The organism is Streptomyces sp. NPDC048297 (assembly GCF_043201585.1).
Taxonomy (GTDB): domain Bacteria; phylum Actinomycetota; class Actinomycetes; order Streptomycetales; family Streptomycetaceae; genus Streptomyces.
In genome coordinates, this window is the sequence record NZ_JBICZA010000019.1 from 33,405 (window position 1) to 51,282 (window position 17,878).

Here is a 17,878-nt window from a genome sequence, read left to right on the forward strand (position 1 = left end):
CGTTGGTCTACGCCTGCGAAATACTGACGGAGCTGCGGCAACGACGGCGTTCGACGGAAACTTTCAGGATCGCGAAACCAAGCAGGGGTGCTGACGTGCACGAGCACGCAAACGGCGACGTACAGGGCGTCGCCGCCGAGGTGACGCCCGGCGTCGCGGACCAGGAATTCCTGTCGCTGGAGCGGGAGTTGACCGTACTGTTCCGGCGCGCCCGCGCGAACCAGGGCGAGATGGCCCGCGAGGTCCATCCCGACCTCGAGTCCTCCGCGTACGGCCTGCTCATCCGGCTCGACGAACTCGGCGGCCAGCGTGCCACCGACCTCGCCGGCTACATCGGCGTCGGCAAGGCCACCATGTCCCGTCAGCTGCGCGCCCTGGAGGAGTTGGGCCTGGTCGCCCGCGAGCCCGACCCGGCCGACGGCCGCGCCTCGCTGGTCACCCTCACCGACGAGGGCCGCGGTCGCGTCGGCCGGGTCCGCGAGGCCCGCCGCGCCCGCTACGTCAGCCAGCTCGCCCACTGGGACCGCCACGAGGTGTCGGAACTGGCCCGGCTGCTCAACCAGTTGAACGGGGTCATGGAGAAGTAGCGGCGCCGCAGAGGCCGGTCCCGGCGTCATGGAGTAGTAGCGGTGCCGCAGCGGCCGGTCCCGGCGCCCGGGAACGCCGGCCGGGCTCCGGCGCCCCGGGACGCCGGCCACGCGCTCACAGCTCCACGTACACCACCGACGCGTCGTCGTGCGTCTTGGCGCGCCTCAGGGACGCCCGCTCCTCGCGGTCCGCCTCCTCCAGCTCCCGCACCCGCTCGACCAGGGCGCGCGCGCCGTCCTTCACCAGGAGATCGAAGAGGGCCGTCCAGTCGCCCTCGCGGAACGTGTCCGTCCAGCGGGTGGCGCCGTCCGTCAGGGCGGCCAGGGCCCGGACCCCGGAGCGGGGCACGGTGCCGGCGACCGCGCGGGCGGCGGCCGAGGGGTCGGCGGCGGCCGTGAAGAAGCCGCCCTCCTTGTTGCGCAGCGTGGCGTCGACCAGCGTGTCCGTGGCGAGGGCGGAGCGGGGCAGGCGGGCGAGACGGTCGTCCAGGACCGGGGTGACCGTGCCGTCCGGCGCGCGCAGCAGCAGGGTGGAGTCGGACAGGACCAGGTACTCCACGGTCTCGGCTGACCAGCGGGTCAGGACGACGGTCGCCTGAGGCGTACGCGGGTGAGAAAGGTCACAGGTGTGAGCGTGGGCCTGCGCGGTAGACGTGATGGCGCGCGCGAGGATCTCCGGGAGCGTCAGATCTCGGTCGGAAACGGTCAGTTCGGTCAGGGCGCCGCCGAGGTGTGCGGTGAACCAGGGGACGGAATGCAGACACCCCGCGCCGTCACGCGGTGGCGTCACCCCGTCCAGCAAGATCACACAACCACCCTGACCGGAGGCGGGTAGCCCGACACCGGCGAAGTCCTCGTTGGGGCGGTAGGCGTCGCCGGGTTCCGAAACGAGATCGGTTCGCATTCAGCCAGTCTGCACGAGCCCTTCACAGGCTCCCCAAAAGACCGTCAACCCCAGCCGAATTGGCACGACCGCGCAGGTCACGCGCCTGAATTAGGGTCAATTGACATGCTCTGGAAACGCGTGGCGGCGAATACTGCCAAAGCCAGTCCCGCGCGTCCAACCGGCCCGCCGCGCGGGACCGGAGCAGGCGCCCGAGGAACTTGCCCGCCAACTCCCCTCCGATGTTCACTCCTTCGGGTGGCGGGTCAGGTGATGCGCGACCATCGCCCACCGGCGCTGGGAGGGTCGGAAACCGTACGAACCGGGTGTACGCACCACTTGGCACCGAGACCACGGGGCGCCATCCGGGCCCCTGGGTAGACGAGTTCAGGAATGCGAGCACCGGTGCAGATGAAGCGGCCTCGGCGCACAGGCAGGCAGTCGGCCCCCGAGGGGGCCGCCGAGCGGACCCCCGTGGGCACCGGCCGCCCCACACACGTGCGCAACCGGCTGATCGTGGCCGTGGCCGTGGTGGCCGCGGCCATCGCCGCAGCAGGCGCCCCCGCGCTGCTCACGGCCTCCGCGGACGTCAGCGACTCCCAGGAACTGGTCACACTGGCCGGCCGTACCCAGGACGCGCTCACGCTCGCCCACTCCCTCGCCGACGAACGCGACGAGGTCACCTCCTACGTCGCGGCCGGGCGCCCCAAGTCCCAGGCCCCGTCCGAGCAGCGCAGCGCCCGGGTCGACCGCCAGGTCGAGGACCTGCGCGCCGACACCGACATCCCGGCCGCGCTGCGCACGGGCCTCGACGGCATCGCGGCCGTCCGGCACGCCGCGCTCACCGGCAGGACGAGCGCCCTCAAGACCCACCAGGCGTACTCGGACACCATCACCGCACTGCACCGGCTCGCCGAGCAACTGGCCGAGAAGATGCCCCCGCGGGCCGGCTCCGGCGCGTACGCGCTCGCCGAACTGGACTCCGCCGTCCAGCAGTCCGCCGCCTCCCGCGGCCTGCTGCTGGCCGCGCTCAGCGTGCCGGCCACCCAGCAGACCGTGATCGACCCGATCACCGGCCTGCCCGTCACGACCAGCACCCCCACCGACGCCGACCGCAAGCAGCGCGACGCGCTCACCGCCGCTGCCCAGCTGGCCCGGCTGCGCGCCGACGCGGACCTCGCGGGCTTCCGCGCCGGCGCCCCGCAGTCGGCCGTCGACTCCTACGACTCCACGGTCACCGGCCCCGAGGTCAACTCCGCCGACACGTACCTCGCCGCCCTCACCGACGAGCCCACGCTCAGCGACAGCGACCTGGCGACCAGCGGCAAGAAGCTGGACGCGGCCCTGTCCGCGCGCATCGACCTGATGCGCGGCACGGAGGCGGCCCTCTACGACCACCGCACCAAGGACCTGGCCCAGCTCCGGGACGACGACGTCACCGCCCTGGAGATCCGGATCGCCGTCCTCGGCGCCCTGATGCTGGTCGCCGTCGGCATCGCCACCGCCATGGCCCGCACCCTGACCCGCCCCCTGTCGGTCCTGCGCCGCGGCTCCGCCCGCCTGGCCGGGGCCGAGGACCCCGCGGCCCAGGACCCGATCGCCTTCACCGGCCGCAACGACGAGTTCGCCCAGGTCGTCCGCTCGGTCAACGCCCTGCACGCGCACGCCGTCACCCTGCACGAGCGGATCGGCACGCTGGAGACCGACCGCAAGCACCTGGTCGGGCAGCGGCAGAAGATGGCCGACGCCCGCGAGGAGCTGCGCACCGAACTCGCCCAGTCCGCAGCCCAGTTGGAGCGGCTGCGCACCGGCATCGGCGGCACGTTCGTCAACCTCGCGCTGCGCACGCTCGGCCTGGTCGAGCGTCAACTGGCGGTCATCGAGGGCCTGGAGGAGCGCGAGCAGGACCCCGAGCGGCTCGCCACGCTCTTCAAGCTGGACCACTTCGCCACGGTCATGCGCCGGCACAGCGAGAACCTCCTGGTCCTCTCCGGCACCGAGCACGTCCAGCAGCACCACGGCCCGGTCCCGCTGGTCGACGTGCTCCGCGCGGCGGTCAGCGAGATCGAGCGCTACGAACGCGTCCGCATCGCCGCCCTGCCCCCGCACGCCCACATCGCGGGCTTCGCGGCCGACGACCTCTCCCACCTGCTGGCCGAACTCATGGAGAACGCCACCTCGTTCTCCCCGCCGGACCTGCCCGTCGAGGTCTCCGGCTGGCTGCTGGAGAGCGGCGAGGTGATGGTCTCCGTCCAGGACGAGGGCATCGGCATGACGTCCGACCGCCTCGACCGCCTCAACTCCCGCCTCGCCGACTTCGATCCGGAGTCGCCGTACGACCAGGAGGGCCAGGACGGCCTGGGCCTCGGCCTCTACGTCGTCGCCCGCCTCGCGCACCGCCACGGCGTCCGCGTCCAGTTGCGCGAGCAGAAGCAGGGCGGGGTGGCCGCGGTCGTCGTGCTGTCCCGGGTCCTGCTCGCCGAGGCCCCGGCCGTCACGGTCCCGTCCCCGGCCACCCTCTCCGACACCACCCAGACCTTCTCCCTGCCCGGCGCCGACGCCGAGGCCAACTCCAACGTCCTGCCCGCCCGCGCCAAGGACAAGGACCCTCTGGTGGCGCTGGCGGAACGGGCGGTACGCGACGCGGAACAGTCCGGCGCGGAGCCCGAGCCCACGGAGACCCACACTCGCGCGGACACGGAGTCCCCGACCCGCCCGAAGGAACCGGCGGAAACCTTCCCGGAGTCCCTCTCCGAGTCCTTCCCCGAGTCCCTCCCCGAGACGACGATGGAGCTCCTGCTCCCGGACCTCACGACGGACCCGACACCCCCCGAGCCGGCGGCGGCCCCGAACGCGCTCGGCGTCCGCGCGCCGTCACCCGCCGACGGCGCACCCGCCCACGGCGTACGCGTACCGGCAGCCGCCGACGGCGAGGTACCCCCACAGGGGCCACCCGCACTGGACGACGAAACCGTCACGGGCGGTGCGGGTGGGAAATCCGACGCCGAAGGCGAAGCCGAGGCGCAAACGGCCAACGCGCCGCAGGTAACCAGCAAGGGCCTCCCCAAGCGCACCCCCAGGATCACCACACCCGCCGCCCCGCCCCGCCAGCGCAGCGCCTCCGTGGACGCCGACGCCCTGCGCCGCAGACTCGGCGGCTTCCGCCAGGGCGCGCAGGCCGGTTACCGCGAGGTGGAGGCAGAGATCGCGTCGCACACCGAACCAAGCACGGGGGGCCCAGCCGAGGAGGCAAGCAGTTGACCACGCCCAGTACCTACGGACTGAGCAAGGAAGCACGCAACCTGCACTGGCTGCTGACCAACCTGATCGAGGAAGTACCCGGCATCCAGTCCGTCGCGGTCGTCTCCTCCGACGGACTGCTCCTGCTGTCCTCGGACCCCGCCCACTTGGAGGAGTCCCGCAACAGCCGTCCGGTGAAGGGCCCCCGCGGCTCCTCCGCCGACCTCGCCACCGTCGTCTCCGGGATCGGCAGCCTCACGCTCGGCGCCGCCAAGCTGATGGAGTACGGCGCGACCAAGCACACCATGGTCGCCATGGACGAGGGCAGCCTCTTCGTGATGGCGATCAGCGACGGCTCGCTGCTCGGGGTGCACGGTTCGGCCGAGTGCGACATGAGCGTGGTGGCGTACCACATGGCCCTCTTCGTCGGCCGTGCCGGACACGTCCTGACCCCCGAACTCCGCAGCGAGCTACGTAAATCCATGGAAGCCGAGTCGACGGGAAGTCTCCGATGAGCGGCACAGCCAAGACGAACCAGCTCCCGGTGCGCGGCGGCGACCGCAAGGCCGCCCGCGTCCGGCCCTACTCGCTCACCGGCGGTCGTACCCGCTTCGGTCACGTCCTCCTCGTGGAGACGTTCGTGGCCAGCACGGCGGCGATCGAAGCCCCCGAGGAGCGCAAGGAACTGACGAATGGTTCCCTCAGCACCCGGGTCATGCCGGAGATGCGGGCCATCGTCGAACTCTGCCGCCGTATGCGTACGGTGGCCGAGATCGCCGCGCTGCTGAAGATGCCGCTCGGCGTGGTCCGGGTCCTGCTCAGTGACCTCGCGGACCAGGGAAAGATCCGTGTGTACGGCACCGGAACCGGTCACGGCACCGGCCGCCCGGACCGCGCTCTGCTGGAAAGGGTGCTGAGTGGACTCCGCCGTCTCTGACGCCACCGCCTCCCTCGGAGGCGCCCCCCTCGTCGACCGGTTCGCCGATCCCGACGAGAACCTGAAGTCCTGGCAGACGGACCGCAGCAGGGCTCCCGTCGCCACCAAGATCGTGGTGGCGGGCGGCTTCGGCGTCGGCAAGACCACGCTGGTCACCGCCGTCTCGGAGATCACGCCGCTGCAGACCGAGGCGCTGATGACCCAGGCCAGCGAGGGCACCGACGACCTGTCGGACACGCCCGAGAAGCTGACCACCACGGTCGCCATGGACTTCGGCCGTCTCACGCTCGACGAGGACCTCGTCCTCTACCTGTTCGGCACCCCGGGCCAGCAGCGGTTCTGGTTCATGTGGGACGACCTGGTGCGCGGCGCGATCGGCGCCGTCGTCCTGGCCGACACCCGCCGCCTGAAGGACTGCTTCCCGGCGCTGGACTACTTCGAGAGCTGCGGACTGCCGTACGTCGTCGCGGTCAACCACTTCGACAACAGCGAGCGGTTCGACCCGGAGGACGTCCGGGATGCGCTGACGATACCCGCGCACATCCCTGTCATGATCATGGATGCGCGGCGCCGGATCTCGGCGATCGAGACCCTCCTGGCCCTGGTGGGCCACGCGCTCGACGAAATCCCCGAGTAGTCCCGAACTAGGAGCCACCACCCGCATGCGGAAGATACTCGTCGTCGGAGCCGGCCAGTCCGGTCTCCAGCTCGCCCTCGGCCTGCAGTCGCACGGCTACGAGGTCACCCTGATGTCGAACCGGACCGCGGACGAGATCCGCTCCGGCCGGGTCATGTCGACGCAGTGCATGTTCCACACCGCACTGCAGCACGAGCGCGATCTCCAGCTGAACTTCTGGGAGTCCCAGGCCCCGAAGATCGAAGGACTCGGCGTCTCGGTCGCGGCCCCCGGCTCGCACGACCCCGGTCCGACCCAGCGGGCCATCGACTGGGTGGGCAAGCTGGACGGGTACGCGCAGTCCATCGACCAGCGGGTCAAGATGGCCGGCTGGATGGAGACCTTCGCCCAGCGCGGCGGCCAGCTGGTCATCCACGGCGCGGCCGTCGGCGACCTCGACTACTTCTCCCGCGCCTACGACCTCGTCCTCGTCGCGGCCGGCAAGGGCGAACTGGTGTCCATGTTCGCCCGCGACCCCGAGCGCTCCCCGTACACCGAGCCGCAGCGCGCCCTCGCGGTGGCGTACGTGCACGGCATGGGCCCGCGTCCGGAGCACCCGGAGTTCGAAGCGGTCCGCTGCAACCTGGTCCCCGGTGTCGGCGAGCTGTTCGTCATGCCGACCCTGACCACCTCGGGCCGCGCCGACATCCTGTTCTGGGAGGGCATACCCGGCGGTCCGGTCGACGTCTTCAACGGCGTCAAGGACCCGGCGGAACACCTCTCCCTGACCCTGGAACTCATGGAGAAGTTCCTTCCGTGGGAGTACGCGCGGGCCACCAAGGTCGAGCTGACGGACGCCGGCGGCACGCTGGCCGGCCGGTACGCGCCGACCGTCCGCAACCCCATCGGCCGGCTGCCCTCGGGCGGCCTGGTCCTCGGCGTGGCCGACGTGGTCGTCGCCAACGACCCGATCACCGGCCAGGGCTCCAACTCCGCGTCCAAGTGCGCGGCCGCGTACCTCGCCTCGATTCTCGAGCGGGAGGACAAGCCGTTCGACGAGGAGTGGATGCGGGCGACGTTCGACCGGTACTGGGACACGGCGCGGCACGTCACCAAGTGGACGAACGCGATGCTGGCTCCGCCGCCGGAGCATGTTCTCAACCTGATCGGTGCGGCGGGGCAGTTGCAGCCGGCGGCGGACCGGTTCGCCAATGGGTTCAACGATCCGGCGGACTTCGAGAACTTCTTCTATGAGCCGGAGAAGACGAACGCGTACTTGGCTTCGCTGACGGGGGCGTAGGCGCCGTTGGGGTGCGGGGGTGGTGGCGGCTGCGGGTTCGTCGTGGTTGGTCGCGCAGTTCCCCGCGCCCCTGGGTTTGTCGGGCCTGGGGTGGGTGGATTGGTTGAGGTTGGGGTGGGGCTGCCTAGGCGCCGTTGGGGTGTGGGGGCACTGGCGGGCGCGGGTTCGTCGTGGTTGGTCGCGCAGTTCCTCGCGCCCCTAGGGGGTTGGTCCGGACGTTTGCGTCTGGGCGGACTGCGCCCAGGATGGGGTTGGAGGCGAGGGGGGAGATTTTGATTGGTTCGCCGGGGCGGGGGGCCTGGACGATTTTGCTGTTGCCGACGTACATCGCGACGTGGGTGGCGTCGGGGAAGTAGAGGACGAGGTCGCCGGGGCGCAGCTCGTTCAGGGGGATTCTCGGCAGCCGGGACCACTGTTCCTGGCTGGTGCGGGGGATCGGGGTGCCCGCGTGGTCCCAGGCCCGGGAGGTCAGGCCGGAGCAGTCGTAGGAGGCGGGGCCGACGGCGCCCCACTGGTACGGCTTGCCGAGCTGGGCCATGGCGTAGCGGACCGCGAGGTCGCCCTCGGCGGAGGCGGGGCGGTCGGGGCCGAGGGCGCCCGAGGTGGTGAGAGCGCGCTGGGCGGTGGCGACACCCGTCTGTTCCAGCCGGGCCACCGCGCTCAGCTGTTCGGGGGTGAGGGAGGCGAGGAGGCGTTCGACGTCGGCCAGCCTGCCCTTCACGTCGTCCCGCGCCGTGCGCTGCTTGTCGGCCAGCGCCAGCTCGGTGTCCAGCGCCTTGCGGGCCGTCCTGGCGAGCGCGTCCTTGCGCTGTTCCGTGCCGGCGAGCCGGTCCACCGTCCTGACGCGCTCACGGGAGAGCCGGCCGATGACGTGGCCCTCGTCCAGCGCCTGCTGCGGATCCCGGGCCAGGAGCAGCCGCAGGTAGGGGGAGAACGCGGAGCTGGACTGGTACTGCTGCCGGGCCAGCCGTCCGGCGTCGCCCTGGCTGTCCTGCAACGCCAGCCGGGCGCGGGCCAGTTCGCCGTCCAGCCGCCTGACCTCGGACCGCTGCCGCGTGAGCCTCTCCGCGGTGGCGTTGTAGGTCTCCGTGGCCTGCTCGGTCTGCCGGTACAGGCTCCGCAGGTCCGTCAGCAGCTCGGATACCGGCCGCTGCGGTTCGGGCGCGGCGACCGCGGGTGCGGGCGCCACGAGGACCGCCTGAGCCGCGACGGCGGCCGCACTCGCCAGGCGCAGAAGCACTCCTGACACGTCTGACACGTCATCACCTCCGATGCGGGGCGAACGGACCCTCCGCCCGCTTCCGCACGGTGATAATCAGACGTTGTGCCGTGAAATATGACCTCTGTGTACGCGGTTCGGCCCAGCGAAGTCACCCGGTCGCGTCGTCCGGGTTGCCGGACGGCGTGTCGTCCGGACCGCTTTCCGGCCGGGCGGCCGGCCTCGACCATGGCCAGCGGATCCGGTCGCCGTGGCGCTCGCCCCCGGGGTCGTACGCGTACTTCCACCCCAGCACCAGCCCCAGCCTCTTGCTGTGCCCGCGCGGGACACGGCGGTAGACGAGCACGGTGGGCGGGCCGCCGGCGTTGTCCGGGACGGGGATGCGGTACGTCTTCGGGGGGTGACCCGTCGGGCCGACCAGTACCGGCAGCACCCGTCCGTCCATGGGGCCGCCCTCGAAGGGGGTGTCCTGGCTCTTCACGCGATCAGCCCCGGCCGGAATCGGAGAGCACGGCGCCGAGGGCGGCCGTCTGCGGGTCCCGGGCGGCGGTCACCAGGAGGACCGCCACGAACTGCTCGACCAGCCAGTCCCGCAACTCCTCCACCGGCGGCTGCTTGCCCTCGTCGAGCCAGATCAGGGACGACGCCTCCACCGCGGTGATCCACATCCGGACGGTCATGCGCAGCCGCGGGCCCGGCTCGGCGACGCCGAGGTGACGGTAGATGTGCTCGGCCGCCGCCCGGCGCACCCCGTCGACGATGGCCGTGGTCCGCGAGGTCTCCACCACGCTGCCGCCCTGCAGCAGCGCGCTGAACCCGGCGTCGTGCTCGTCCACGAACGCCAGATACCGGTCGAGCGCCCGGGACAGCCGGGGCAGCAGCGGGCCCTCGCGGGGCTCGTCGAAGCACTCCCGCAGCTCCTCGGCGGCCGACCCGAGCGAGGCCTCGTACAGCTGCTGCTTGCCGCCGGGGAAGTACCGGTACACCAGCGGCCGTGACACCCCGGCCGCCTCCGCGACGTCGTCCAGCGACACGTCCTCCGGGGCGCGGTGCGCGAAGAGCGAGAGCGCCGTGTCGAGCAGCTGGCGCCGCCGCTCCTCGACACTGAGGCGACGGTAGGCGGGGGTGGCGGCCTGCGGGGTCATGTCCCGCAGCGTAACCGGGGCGGCGCTACGGTGGCGGCTGGAGGTGGGGGATGGCGGCCGGAGGTGGGGGATGAGCGACAACTGGCTGATCGTGATCCCGGAGGATCCGTACTGGCGGCCGGAGCGCGCGGCGGCGGACCGGGCCGCCGCGGCACTCGCCGGAATGCTCTGCGAGCAGGGGCGACGGGGCCTTGAGGCGCGCTGGCACGACACCGTGGAAGTGGTGCACTGCTTCGCGAACCTGGAGCGGGTCGCCTGCCCCCGCTGCGGCGCGGACCTGTGCGGCGAAAGCCGGCTGGGCGAGGCCATCACGGAGCGTTCCGAGGAAGGCTTCGCCACGCTCGACGTCACCGTCCCCTGCTGCGCCGCGGACATCTCGCTGAACGACCTGGTCTACGACTGGCCGATGGGGTTCGCGCGATTCCGGATCGAGGTCCTCGACCCGGACCGGGCCTGGCTCACGGACGGCGAGCTGACCGGGATCGCCGAGGCCCTCGGCCACCCCGTACGCCAGATCCTCGCCCATCTGTGAGGCGTGCGCGAGGCGTCGTATCTGAGGCGTGTACGAGGCGTGCGCCCCGTTCCGGGCGTCAGGCCAGCAGCCCCGAGGACTTCCACAGGCGCCGGCCGACGCCCCGCAGTACGCCGATCTCGTCCAGGAAGTCCGTCAGCCGCTTGGCGCCGGTCTGCATGACCTCGCGCCGGTGCCCGCTGGCCTTCACCTGCGCCATGGCCTCCCGCTTGTCCAGGCCGACGTTGGTGTACACGTCCGGGTTGATGAAGGCGATGGAGAACATCCGCGCGAACTCCCCGGAGGTGACCCGGGTGAACTCCTGCGACCACTTGGGCGCTGTGACCATCTGGCGGCGCAGCTCCTCGCGGGCGTAGCGGACGTGCCGGGCCTCCTCGACCACGTGGATGCGCGTGACCCCGCGGATCAGCGGCTGGACGCGCTCGTCCGGGAAGGTCAGGCGCTGCATCCAGTCCAGCACCTCCTCGCCGAGCAGCGTGGCCGTGAAGGAACCGGGGGTGGTGGAGACGGTCTTGAAGAGCCGGCCGAGGTTCTGGTGGGCCCTGCCGACCGGGTACCAGGGGGTTCCGCCGCGGGAGATCACGCGGGCGAACATCTTGGAGTGCCGGCACTCGTCCTCGATCTCGGTGAGCGCGTACCGCACATGCGCGCTCGTCGCCGCCTTGTCGTAGATGTGCCGGACGAGCAGCTGCATCAGGATCAGCTCGAACCAGATGCCGAGCGAGGCGAGCGCGGCGGCCTCGTGCTGGGAGAGCTGGATCCGCTGCTCCTCGCTCATCCGCTGCCACATCGGGGTGCCGTACAGCGAGACGAGCTCCGGCGGCCAGAACCACTTGCCCTCCTCGAAGGGCGCGTCCCAGTCCAGCTCCTTGTCCGGGTCGAAGGAGTGCTTGGCGGAAGAGACGAGCAGTCGCTCGGCCACCTGCTCACGGTCCTTCAGCAGACCGAGCGCGTCGCGCAGCCCGTCGAGCGCTTCCGCTTCCGTCAGGGTCGTCATGACTCTCTCACCTCGTTACCCCGGAGTACGTCGTCCGCCTCTTATGAGACTGCCTGTCAGTAAGGTCGTCAATCCCTCGCGCACGACTTGTTGACTGCGCGTCTACGTGTGAGCCTGCGGGGTATGCCGACCAACGACCTGTACGCCAAGGACCCGGGAGACGCGCCGTGGGAGGTGCCGGCCAGTGGCTCGGCCCGGTTCACCTGGGAGTACGACGCCGGCCGCGACCGCCTGCTCGCCCTGTACCAGAAGGGCAAGGACAAGCAGTGGGACGGGCAGAAGCGCATCGACTGGGAGCTGGAGGTCGACCCGTACGACCCGCTCGGCACCCCCGACGAGGCCATGTCCCTGTACGGGACGCCGTACTGGGCGAAGATGACCGACCGTGACAAGGGCGAGCTGCGGCAGCACTTCGCGTCCTGGCAGTTCAGCCAGTTCCTGCACGGTGAGCAGGGGGCGATGATCTGCGCCGCCCGGATCGTGGAGTCCGCGCCCGACCTGGACGCGAAGTTCTACTCCGCCACCCAGACCATGGACGAGGCCCGGCACGCCGAGATCTACGCCCGCTTCCTGCACGAGAAGATCGGCCTCGTCTACCCGATCAACGACAACCTCCAGTCGCTGCTCGGCGACACCCTCCGCGACAGCCGCTGGGACATGCCGTACCTCGGCATGCAGGTCCTGATCGAGGGCCTCGCGCTGGCCGCCTTCGGCATGATCCGGGACACCACCGACAAGCCGCTGCCCCAGCAGATCCTGGCCTACGTCATGCAGGACGAGGCCCGGCACGTGGCCTTCGGGCGCATGGCGCTGCGCGACTGTTACCAGCAGCTCACCGAGGCCGAACTGCGCGAGCGCGAGGACTTCGTCATCGAGGGCTGCTACCTCATGCGCGACCGGCTGCGCGGGGTCGAGGTCCTGGAGAACTTCGGCGTGCCCAAGGCCGAGGCGGAACAGCTCAGCGAGCGCTCCGAGTTCCTCCAGCTCTTCCGCAAGCTGCTGTTCAGCCGCATCGTGCCCTGCGTCAAGGACATCGGCCTGTGGGGCAAGCGGCTGCAGCAGGCCTACGCCGACATGGGCGTCTTCGAGCTGGGCGACTCCAACCTGGACCTGCTGATGGCCCAGGACGAGGAGATCGCCGAGCGGCTCGACGCGGAACGCTTCGCCGCGGAGGAGCGGGAGCGGGTCGCGGAGGTGCGGGAGGCGATCGAGTCGGGGGCCGCCGAGGGCTGAGCGGCGGTGCCGGTCACGGGTGCAGTAGCGTGCTGGCGTGTCCATGCCTCCGCCGCCTCAGCAGCCGTACCCGCACGTCCCCCAGCAGCAGCCCTCCCCGTACGGCCAGCAGCCGCCCTCCCCGTACGGGCAGCGGCAGCCTGGCCCTTACGGCCAGCGGCAGCCTGGCCCCTACGGGCAGCAGGCTCCGGGGCCGTACGGCTCCCCGTACCCCCAGCAGCAGCCGCACCCGCAGCAGCCGCACCCGCAGCAGCCGTACCCCGCCTGGGGCATGCCGCCCATGGGGCCGCCGCCCAAGAAGCGGCGGCTCGGTCTGGTGCTGGGGATCGTCGGCGGTGTCGTCACGCTCGGTGTCGTCGCTCTGGTGCTGCTCGGCGCGCTCGTCGAGAGCGGCTTCCCGCCGGCGAAGAACCGGCTGACCCTGCCCCACAAGCTGCTGAACGGCACGTACGTCCTCGCCGAGGACCTCTCCGGCAGTGAGGGGCAGAAGGTCGAGGACGAGGCCGACGGCGCCTGGGACGCCAAGGACATCCACGCCGTGGTCGGCCGCTACAGCCCCGGCGGCGACGACAGCACGGGCATGCTGCTGGTGTCCGGCATGTACGGCAGGTTCATGAACAAGGACGACGTCCGCGCCGGCATGCTCAAGGGCGCCACGGAGGCCGACGGCGTGACGGTGACCCGGCCCGCGAAGGACGTCACCCCGCCCGGCGCGGACACCGCCATCAGCTGCGAAGTGCTCACCCAGAAGCGGGGCCTCACGACCCTCACCTACCCGGTCTGCTCCTGGGCGGACGGCAACACCGCGGCCGTGGTCGGCGAACTCACCCTGAAACAGGGCGACTCCGCCACCGTGGACCTCGACACCGCCGCCCGCCACACCCTGGAGATCCGCTCCGAGATGCTCGAACCGGTCAGCTGACCGGCACGCGTCCACGAAGTCCCTCAACTCGGGCGAGTCCACGAGGGACTTGAGGCGGGCCCGCTTCTCACAACCCGAGAACGGTCCGCATCACGTCGCGCGCGATCGGTGCCGCGTCGCCGCCGCCGCTGATCTCGCCCCGGTTTGCGTCCGCGTCCTCCACCACCACCGCGACGGCCACCTTCGGCTCCAGATCGCCGTCGGCCTGGCCCCAGGAGATGAACCAGGCGTACGGCACACCGGAGTTGCCAAGACCGTGCTGGGCAGTGCCCGTCTTGCCGCCGACCGTGGCGCCGCGGATGGCCGCGTTGGTGCCGGTGCCGTTCCTGACCACGTCCGTCATCAGCCCCTTCAACTGGAAGGCCGTCGACGGCCGCATCACTTGTACGACGGGACGCGGAGCACTGCCACTGAGCGTCTCACCGCCCCGGCGCGTGGTCCGCTCCACCAGGTACGGCGTCCGCAGCCGCCCGTCGTCGGCGACGGCCGCCGCGACCATCGCCATCTGCAGCGGAGTCGCCCGCGTGTTGTACTGCCCGATCGAGGACAGGGCCAGCTGCGCCTTGTCCACCGTCGTGTCGAACGTGCTCGGGGAGACCGCGAAGGGGACCCGCACCGTGGTGTCGTTGAACCCGAACGCCTGTGCCGTCTCCGTCATGCCCTGCGCCCCGACGTCCACGCCCAGCTTCGCGAACACCGTGTTGCAGGACCACGCGAAGGCCTCCCGCAGCGACGCGTCGCGGCAGCCGTCCCCCTCGTTCGTCAGCCGGGTCGTCGTGCCGGGCAGCCGGTACGGGTCGGGGGAGTCCGTGGACGCGTCCAGGTTCGTGACCACCCCCGCGTCCAGCGCCGCCGCGGCGGTGACCACCTTGAACGTCGACCCCGGCGGATACGTCTGCCGCACCGCCCGGTTGAGCATCGGCTTCTCCGGGTCCTGGTTGAGCCGGGCCCAGGCCGCCGCCGTCGCCGCGCTGTTCCCCGACAGCTCCGCGGGGTCGTACGACGGCGTCGACACCAGGGCGAGGATCCGCCCGGTGGCCGGTTCGATCGCCGCCACCGCCCCCTTGCGCCGGGCCAGCCCCCGGTACGCCGCCTCCTGCGCGCGCCGGTCCAGCGTCGTGACGACGTTCCCGCCGGAACTCGGCTCGCGCGTCACGCCGTTCCACAGCGGGAACGGCGTCAGCAGCGGGTCGGTGCCCGAGAGCACCCCGTCCTCCGTGTTCTCCAGCAGCGTGGAGCCGTAGCGCTGCGAGGCGAAGCCGGTCACCGGCGCGTACAACGGGCCGTCGCGGTAGGTGCGTTCGTAGCGCAACTGCTCGCGGGTGTCCCTGGACCCGGTCACCGGACTGTCGCCGACCAGGATGTCGCCGCGCGGCTGCTGGTAACGGGCGATCGTGGCACGGCGGTTGGCCGGGTTGGCGTCGTAGGCGCCGGCCCGGACGACCTGCACCCGCATGGCGTTGACGAGCAGGGCCACCAGCAGCAGGGCGCAGAACGCCCACGCCTGCCGGATGTACTTCGCCATGGGCCGGCCGTTCCCGTACTCGCTCATGTCGCCTCGCTCACGTCGCCTCGCTCACGTCGCCTCGGCCTCCTGCCGTACATGGCGTTTTCATACGGCCTCCTGGCCGTCGTACTGGCTGCGCGCCGAGTCGCTCACCCGGATCAGCAGGGCCACGATCGCCCAATTGGTGACGACCGAGGAGCCGCCCTGCGCGAGGAACGGCATCGCCATGCCGGTCAGCGGGATCAGCCCGGTCACCCCGCCCGCGATGACGAACACCTGGAGCGCGAGGATCGAGGCCAGACCGACCGCGAGCAGCCGCCCGAACGGCTCGCGCAGGGCGAGGCCCGCCCGGTAGCCGCGCTCCACGAGCAGCGCGTAGAGCAGGAAGATCGCCGCGAGACCGCCGAGCCCCAACTCCTCCCCGGCGGTGGCCAGGATGAAGTCCGACTTGACGGCGAAGCCGATGAGGGTGGAGTGCCCGAGCCCGAGCCCGGTACCGAGGACACCGCCCGCGGCGAAGGCGAACAGGGACTGCGAGAGCTGGTTGGGGCCCTGCCCGGCGTCGATCGTGGCGAAGGGGTCCAGCCAGTCCTGGATCCGGCCGTGCACATGCGGTTCGAGGTGGCCCACGGCGAACGCGCCGAGCACCGCGAGCACCAGCCCCATCGCGATCCAGCCGGTGCGGCCCGTGGCGACGTACAACAGCACCACGAACAGCCCGAAGAAGAGCAGCGAGGTGCCGAGATCGCGCTCCAGCACCAGCACGCCGACGCTCAGCAGCCAGATCGTGACGATCGGCCCGAGCACCCGCCCGGTCGGGAACTGCATCCCCCACAGCCGCCGCCCCGCGTACGCGAGCGCGTTGCGGTTGTCGGCCAGGTACGCGGCGAAGAACACCGCGAGCAGCACTTTCGCGAACTCGCCCGGCTGGATGGAGAATCCGGCGATCCGGATCCAGATCCGGGCGCCGTTGACCGCGGGGAAGAGGATCGGCAGCAGCAGGAGGACGAGAGCGGCGACCACGCACACGTAGGAGTACCGCTGGAGCACCCGGTGGTCGCGCAGCAGCAGGACGACGACGATGAACAGCCCAACTCCCAGTGTGGACCACACGAGTTGGGCCGGAGCCGCCTGGTCGCCCGGTGTCTCCAGGTCCAGCCGGTAGATCAGCACCAGGCCGAGGCCGTTGAGCAGCACCCCGATGGGCAGCGGGAGCGGGTCGGCGTACGGCGCCCGCAGCCGGACCGCGACATGGGCGACCAGGGCGAGCACCCCGAGCCCCGCGCCGTAACCGACCGCGCCGGGCGGCACGGTGCCGGTCCGGGCGAGGCCCACCGCGCAGTAGCCGTACACGGACAGCAGGACGGCCAGCACGATCAGGGCGAGTTCGACGCCACGACGCCGGGGGAGGCGCACGGCGCGAGCGGGTGCCCGCGTCGCCGCCACGGCGATTCCGGCCTTGGTCATGTCCGGAACCTACCTAAAGGGGGCGTGTTGTGTGCTGTCTGCCCGAATGTCAGCACCAGCGTGGCGCGGGCCCGACGTTCTGGATGTACCGCGCCGACCCCCACGCCCAGGTGCCGTCCGTGAGCAGGTACCAGAGCGGATTGCCGGCCACGGTGGCGCTGCCCGCCTTGCAGTAGATGGTGACCGTCTCGCCCTCCGCCGCGAAGCGGACCCGCAGGCTGCCCCGGTCCGGCCGGTCGTGCAGCCAGATGCCGCCGTGCGCCGTGACGACCCCGCGATAGCGCCGCGGATCCCGGTCGCCCCGGCCGCCGTGCACCTCGTTCTGGCCGCCGGTGGCCTGCTGGCCGATGTCCGGGGTGTCGTCGCCCCCGCCGTCGGCGGCCGTCGCCGGCACGACCACCATGCTCGACAGCAGGGCGCCCGTCACGGCGGCCAGGGCGAGGCCGCGGGGGAGGGCGGGGCGCAGGGACATGGAGTACCTCCGGAAAGCGGCGAAGCTGACTCATCGCCACATTAGGCGCGCCACGCCACGAGGGCCCACCGCAGTGGGCCAAAGGGGCGCGGGTGGTGTGGTGGGGGGGTATTGCGGGGCGGTGCCGCGGGGGCGTAGCGCGGGGATGTGCGGCGGGGTCGTATCGCGGGGCTGTGTCGCGGGGCCGCATCGCGAGGCTGTGTAGCGGGGGCCGTGCCGCGAGGTCGTAGCGCGTGGCCGTATCGCGTGGCCGTATCGCGTGGCTGTGTCGCGTGGCTGTGTCGATGTGCGGCTTCGCCGCGTGGGCGCGACCGGCCACGAGCGGCCTGCACCCGGCAAACCGGGCCCTGGACCCGAGCCCCGAGCCCTGAATCCCGAACGCCGGGCCATGAACGCCGGACCCCGAGGCCGAATCCCAAGCCCCGAGCCCGAACGCCGGACCCCCAGCCCGAACACCGGGCCCCCAGCCCGAACACCGGGCCCCCAGCCCGAACACCGGGCCCCCAGCCCGAACACCGGGCCCCCAGCCCGAACATCGGGCCCCGAACCCGAACACCGGACCCCGAAGCCGAATCCCGGGCCCCGAGCCCGAACTCCGGGCCCCGAGCCCGAACATCGGACACCGGACCCCGAGCCCTGAACCCCGAACGCCGGGCCCTGAACCCTGAACCCTGAACCCGAATCCCGGACCCGAACACCGGGCCCCCGGACCCGAACACCGGGCACCCGGACCCGAACACCGGGCACCCGGACCCGAACACCGGGCACCCGGACCCGAACACCGGGCACCCGGACCCGAACACCGGGCACCCGGACCCGAC

At 71.7% G+C, this 17,878-nt stretch carries 17 protein-coding genes; 9 read left to right on the plus strand and 8 right to left on the minus strand.

Going from position 1 to position 17,878, the window contains the following annotated elements; all coding sequences use genetic code 11:
- Positions 1-95: 95 nt before the first annotated feature.
- Complete coding sequence (locus ACGFYV_RS21595; protein ID WP_393880027.1) at positions 96-587, plus strand: MarR family winged helix-turn-helix transcriptional regulator; 492 nt, start codon at positions 96-98, stop codon at positions 585-587.
- Between the two features lie 115 nt (positions 588-702).
- Here the strand turns inward: ACGFYV_RS21595 and ACGFYV_RS21600 are convergent, their stop codons facing one another.
- The gene (locus tag ACGFYV_RS21600; protein ID WP_393880028.1) at positions 703-1,491 is read right to left on the minus strand and encodes a hypothetical protein; all 789 of its coding nucleotides are present in this window, start codon (positions 1,489-1,491) and stop codon (positions 703-705) included.
- Between the two features lie 384 nt (positions 1,492-1,875).
- On the opposite strand from ACGFYV_RS21600, the gene ACGFYV_RS21605 reads away from it, so the two are divergent.
- Genes ACGFYV_RS21605 through ACGFYV_RS21625 form a run of 5 tightly spaced genes read left to right on the plus strand, consistent with a single transcriptional unit; the run spans position 1,876 to position 7,563 of the window.
- Positions 1,876-4,731, plus strand: a complete 2,856-nt coding sequence (locus tag ACGFYV_RS21605) for a nitrate- and nitrite sensing domain-containing protein (protein WP_393880029.1) — start codon at positions 1,876-1,878, stop codon at positions 4,729-4,731.
- Complete coding sequence (locus ACGFYV_RS21610; protein ID WP_393880030.1) at positions 4,728-5,225, plus strand: roadblock/LC7 domain-containing protein; 498 nt, start codon at positions 4,728-4,730, stop codon at positions 5,223-5,225. Before ACGFYV_RS21605 ends, ACGFYV_RS21610 begins: the two co-directional genes overlap by 4 nt.
- Entirely contained in the window at positions 5,222-5,647 is a 426-nt protein-coding gene (locus ACGFYV_RS21615) for a DUF742 domain-containing protein (RefSeq protein ID WP_393880031.1), read from the plus strand. The genes ACGFYV_RS21610 and ACGFYV_RS21615 overlap by 4 nt, the downstream gene beginning before the upstream one ends.
- On the plus strand, positions 5,628-6,284 hold the full coding sequence (locus ACGFYV_RS21620; protein ID WP_393880032.1) for an ATP/GTP-binding protein: 657 nt from the start codon (positions 5,628-5,630) through the stop codon (positions 6,282-6,284). The genes ACGFYV_RS21615 and ACGFYV_RS21620 overlap by 20 nt, the downstream gene beginning before the upstream one ends.
- A gap of 25 nt (positions 6,285-6,309) precedes the next feature.
- On the plus strand, positions 6,310-7,563 hold the full coding sequence (locus ACGFYV_RS21625; protein WP_393880033.1) for a styrene monooxygenase/indole monooxygenase family protein: 1,254 nt from the start codon (positions 6,310-6,312) through the stop codon (positions 7,561-7,563).
- 124 nt (positions 7,564-7,687) lie between these two features.
- Here ACGFYV_RS21625 and ACGFYV_RS21630 read toward each other — a convergent pair whose 3' ends face one another.
- The 3 genes from ACGFYV_RS21630 to ACGFYV_RS21640 all read right to left on the minus strand — a co-directional run bounded on the left by ACGFYV_RS21630 (position 7,688) and on the right by ACGFYV_RS21640 (position 9,927).
- Positions 7,688-8,812 carry an NlpC/P60 family protein gene (locus ACGFYV_RS21630; RefSeq protein ID WP_393880141.1) on the minus strand — a complete coding sequence of 375 codons (1,125 nt, stop codon included), beginning with the start codon at positions 8,810-8,812 and terminating at the stop codon, positions 7,688-7,690.
- Positions 8,813-8,933: 121 nt separating this feature from the next.
- Positions 8,934-9,263 carry a hypothetical protein gene (locus ACGFYV_RS21635; RefSeq protein ID WP_393880034.1) on the minus strand — a complete coding sequence of 110 codons (330 nt, stop codon included), beginning with the start codon at positions 9,261-9,263 and terminating at the stop codon, positions 8,934-8,936.
- Between the two features lie 4 nt (positions 9,264-9,267).
- The gene (locus ACGFYV_RS21640) at positions 9,268-9,927 is read right to left on the minus strand and encodes a TetR/AcrR family transcriptional regulator (protein ID WP_393880035.1); all 660 of its coding nucleotides are present in this window, start codon (positions 9,925-9,927) and stop codon (positions 9,268-9,270) included.
- A gap of 70 nt (positions 9,928-9,997) precedes the next feature.
- On the opposite strand from ACGFYV_RS21640, the gene ACGFYV_RS21645 reads away from it, so the two are divergent.
- Positions 9,998-10,459 carry a hypothetical protein gene (locus tag ACGFYV_RS21645; RefSeq protein WP_393880036.1) on the plus strand — a complete coding sequence of 154 codons (462 nt, stop codon included), beginning with the start codon at positions 9,998-10,000 and terminating at the stop codon, positions 10,457-10,459.
- A gap of 58 nt (positions 10,460-10,517) precedes the next feature.
- On the opposite strand, the gene ACGFYV_RS21650 is transcribed toward ACGFYV_RS21645, so the two are convergent.
- On the minus strand, positions 10,518-11,456 hold the full coding sequence (locus ACGFYV_RS21650) for a diiron oxygenase (protein ID WP_393880037.1): 939 nt from the start codon (positions 11,454-11,456) through the stop codon (positions 10,518-10,520).
- Between the two features lie 123 nt (positions 11,457-11,579).
- Between ACGFYV_RS21650 and ACGFYV_RS21655 the strand changes: the two genes are divergently transcribed.
- Both ACGFYV_RS21655 and ACGFYV_RS21660 read left to right on the plus strand, forming a co-directional pair.
- Positions 11,580-12,689: a ferritin-like domain-containing protein gene (locus ACGFYV_RS21655; protein ID WP_393880038.1), complete on the plus strand. Its 1,110-nt coding sequence runs from the start codon at positions 11,580-11,582 to the stop codon at positions 12,687-12,689.
- Between the two features lie 43 nt (positions 12,690-12,732).
- Complete coding sequence (locus ACGFYV_RS21660; protein WP_393880142.1) at positions 12,733-13,611, plus strand: hypothetical protein; 879 nt, start codon at positions 12,733-12,735, stop codon at positions 13,609-13,611.
- Positions 13,612-13,678: 67 nt separating this feature from the next.
- On the opposite strand, the gene ACGFYV_RS21665 is transcribed toward ACGFYV_RS21660, so the two are convergent.
- The 3 genes from ACGFYV_RS21665 to ACGFYV_RS21675 all read right to left on the minus strand — a co-directional run bounded on the left by ACGFYV_RS21665 (position 13,679) and on the right by ACGFYV_RS21675 (position 17,057).
- The gene (locus ACGFYV_RS21665) at positions 13,679-15,136 is read right to left on the minus strand and encodes a penicillin-binding transpeptidase domain-containing protein (RefSeq protein WP_393880143.1); all 1,458 of its coding nucleotides are present in this window, start codon (positions 15,134-15,136) and stop codon (positions 13,679-13,681) included.
- 87 nt (positions 15,137-15,223) lie between these two features.
- The gene (locus tag ACGFYV_RS21670) at positions 15,224-16,585 is read right to left on the minus strand and encodes an FtsW/RodA/SpoVE family cell cycle protein (RefSeq protein WP_393880039.1); all 1,362 of its coding nucleotides are present in this window, start codon (positions 16,583-16,585) and stop codon (positions 15,224-15,226) included.
- A 49-nt stretch (positions 16,586-16,634) separates the two neighbouring features.
- Positions 16,635-17,057 carry an SH3 domain-containing protein gene (locus ACGFYV_RS21675; protein ID WP_393880040.1) on the minus strand — a complete coding sequence of 141 codons (423 nt, stop codon included), beginning with the start codon at positions 17,055-17,057 and terminating at the stop codon, positions 16,635-16,637.
- Positions 17,058-17,878 lie beyond the last annotated feature (821 nt).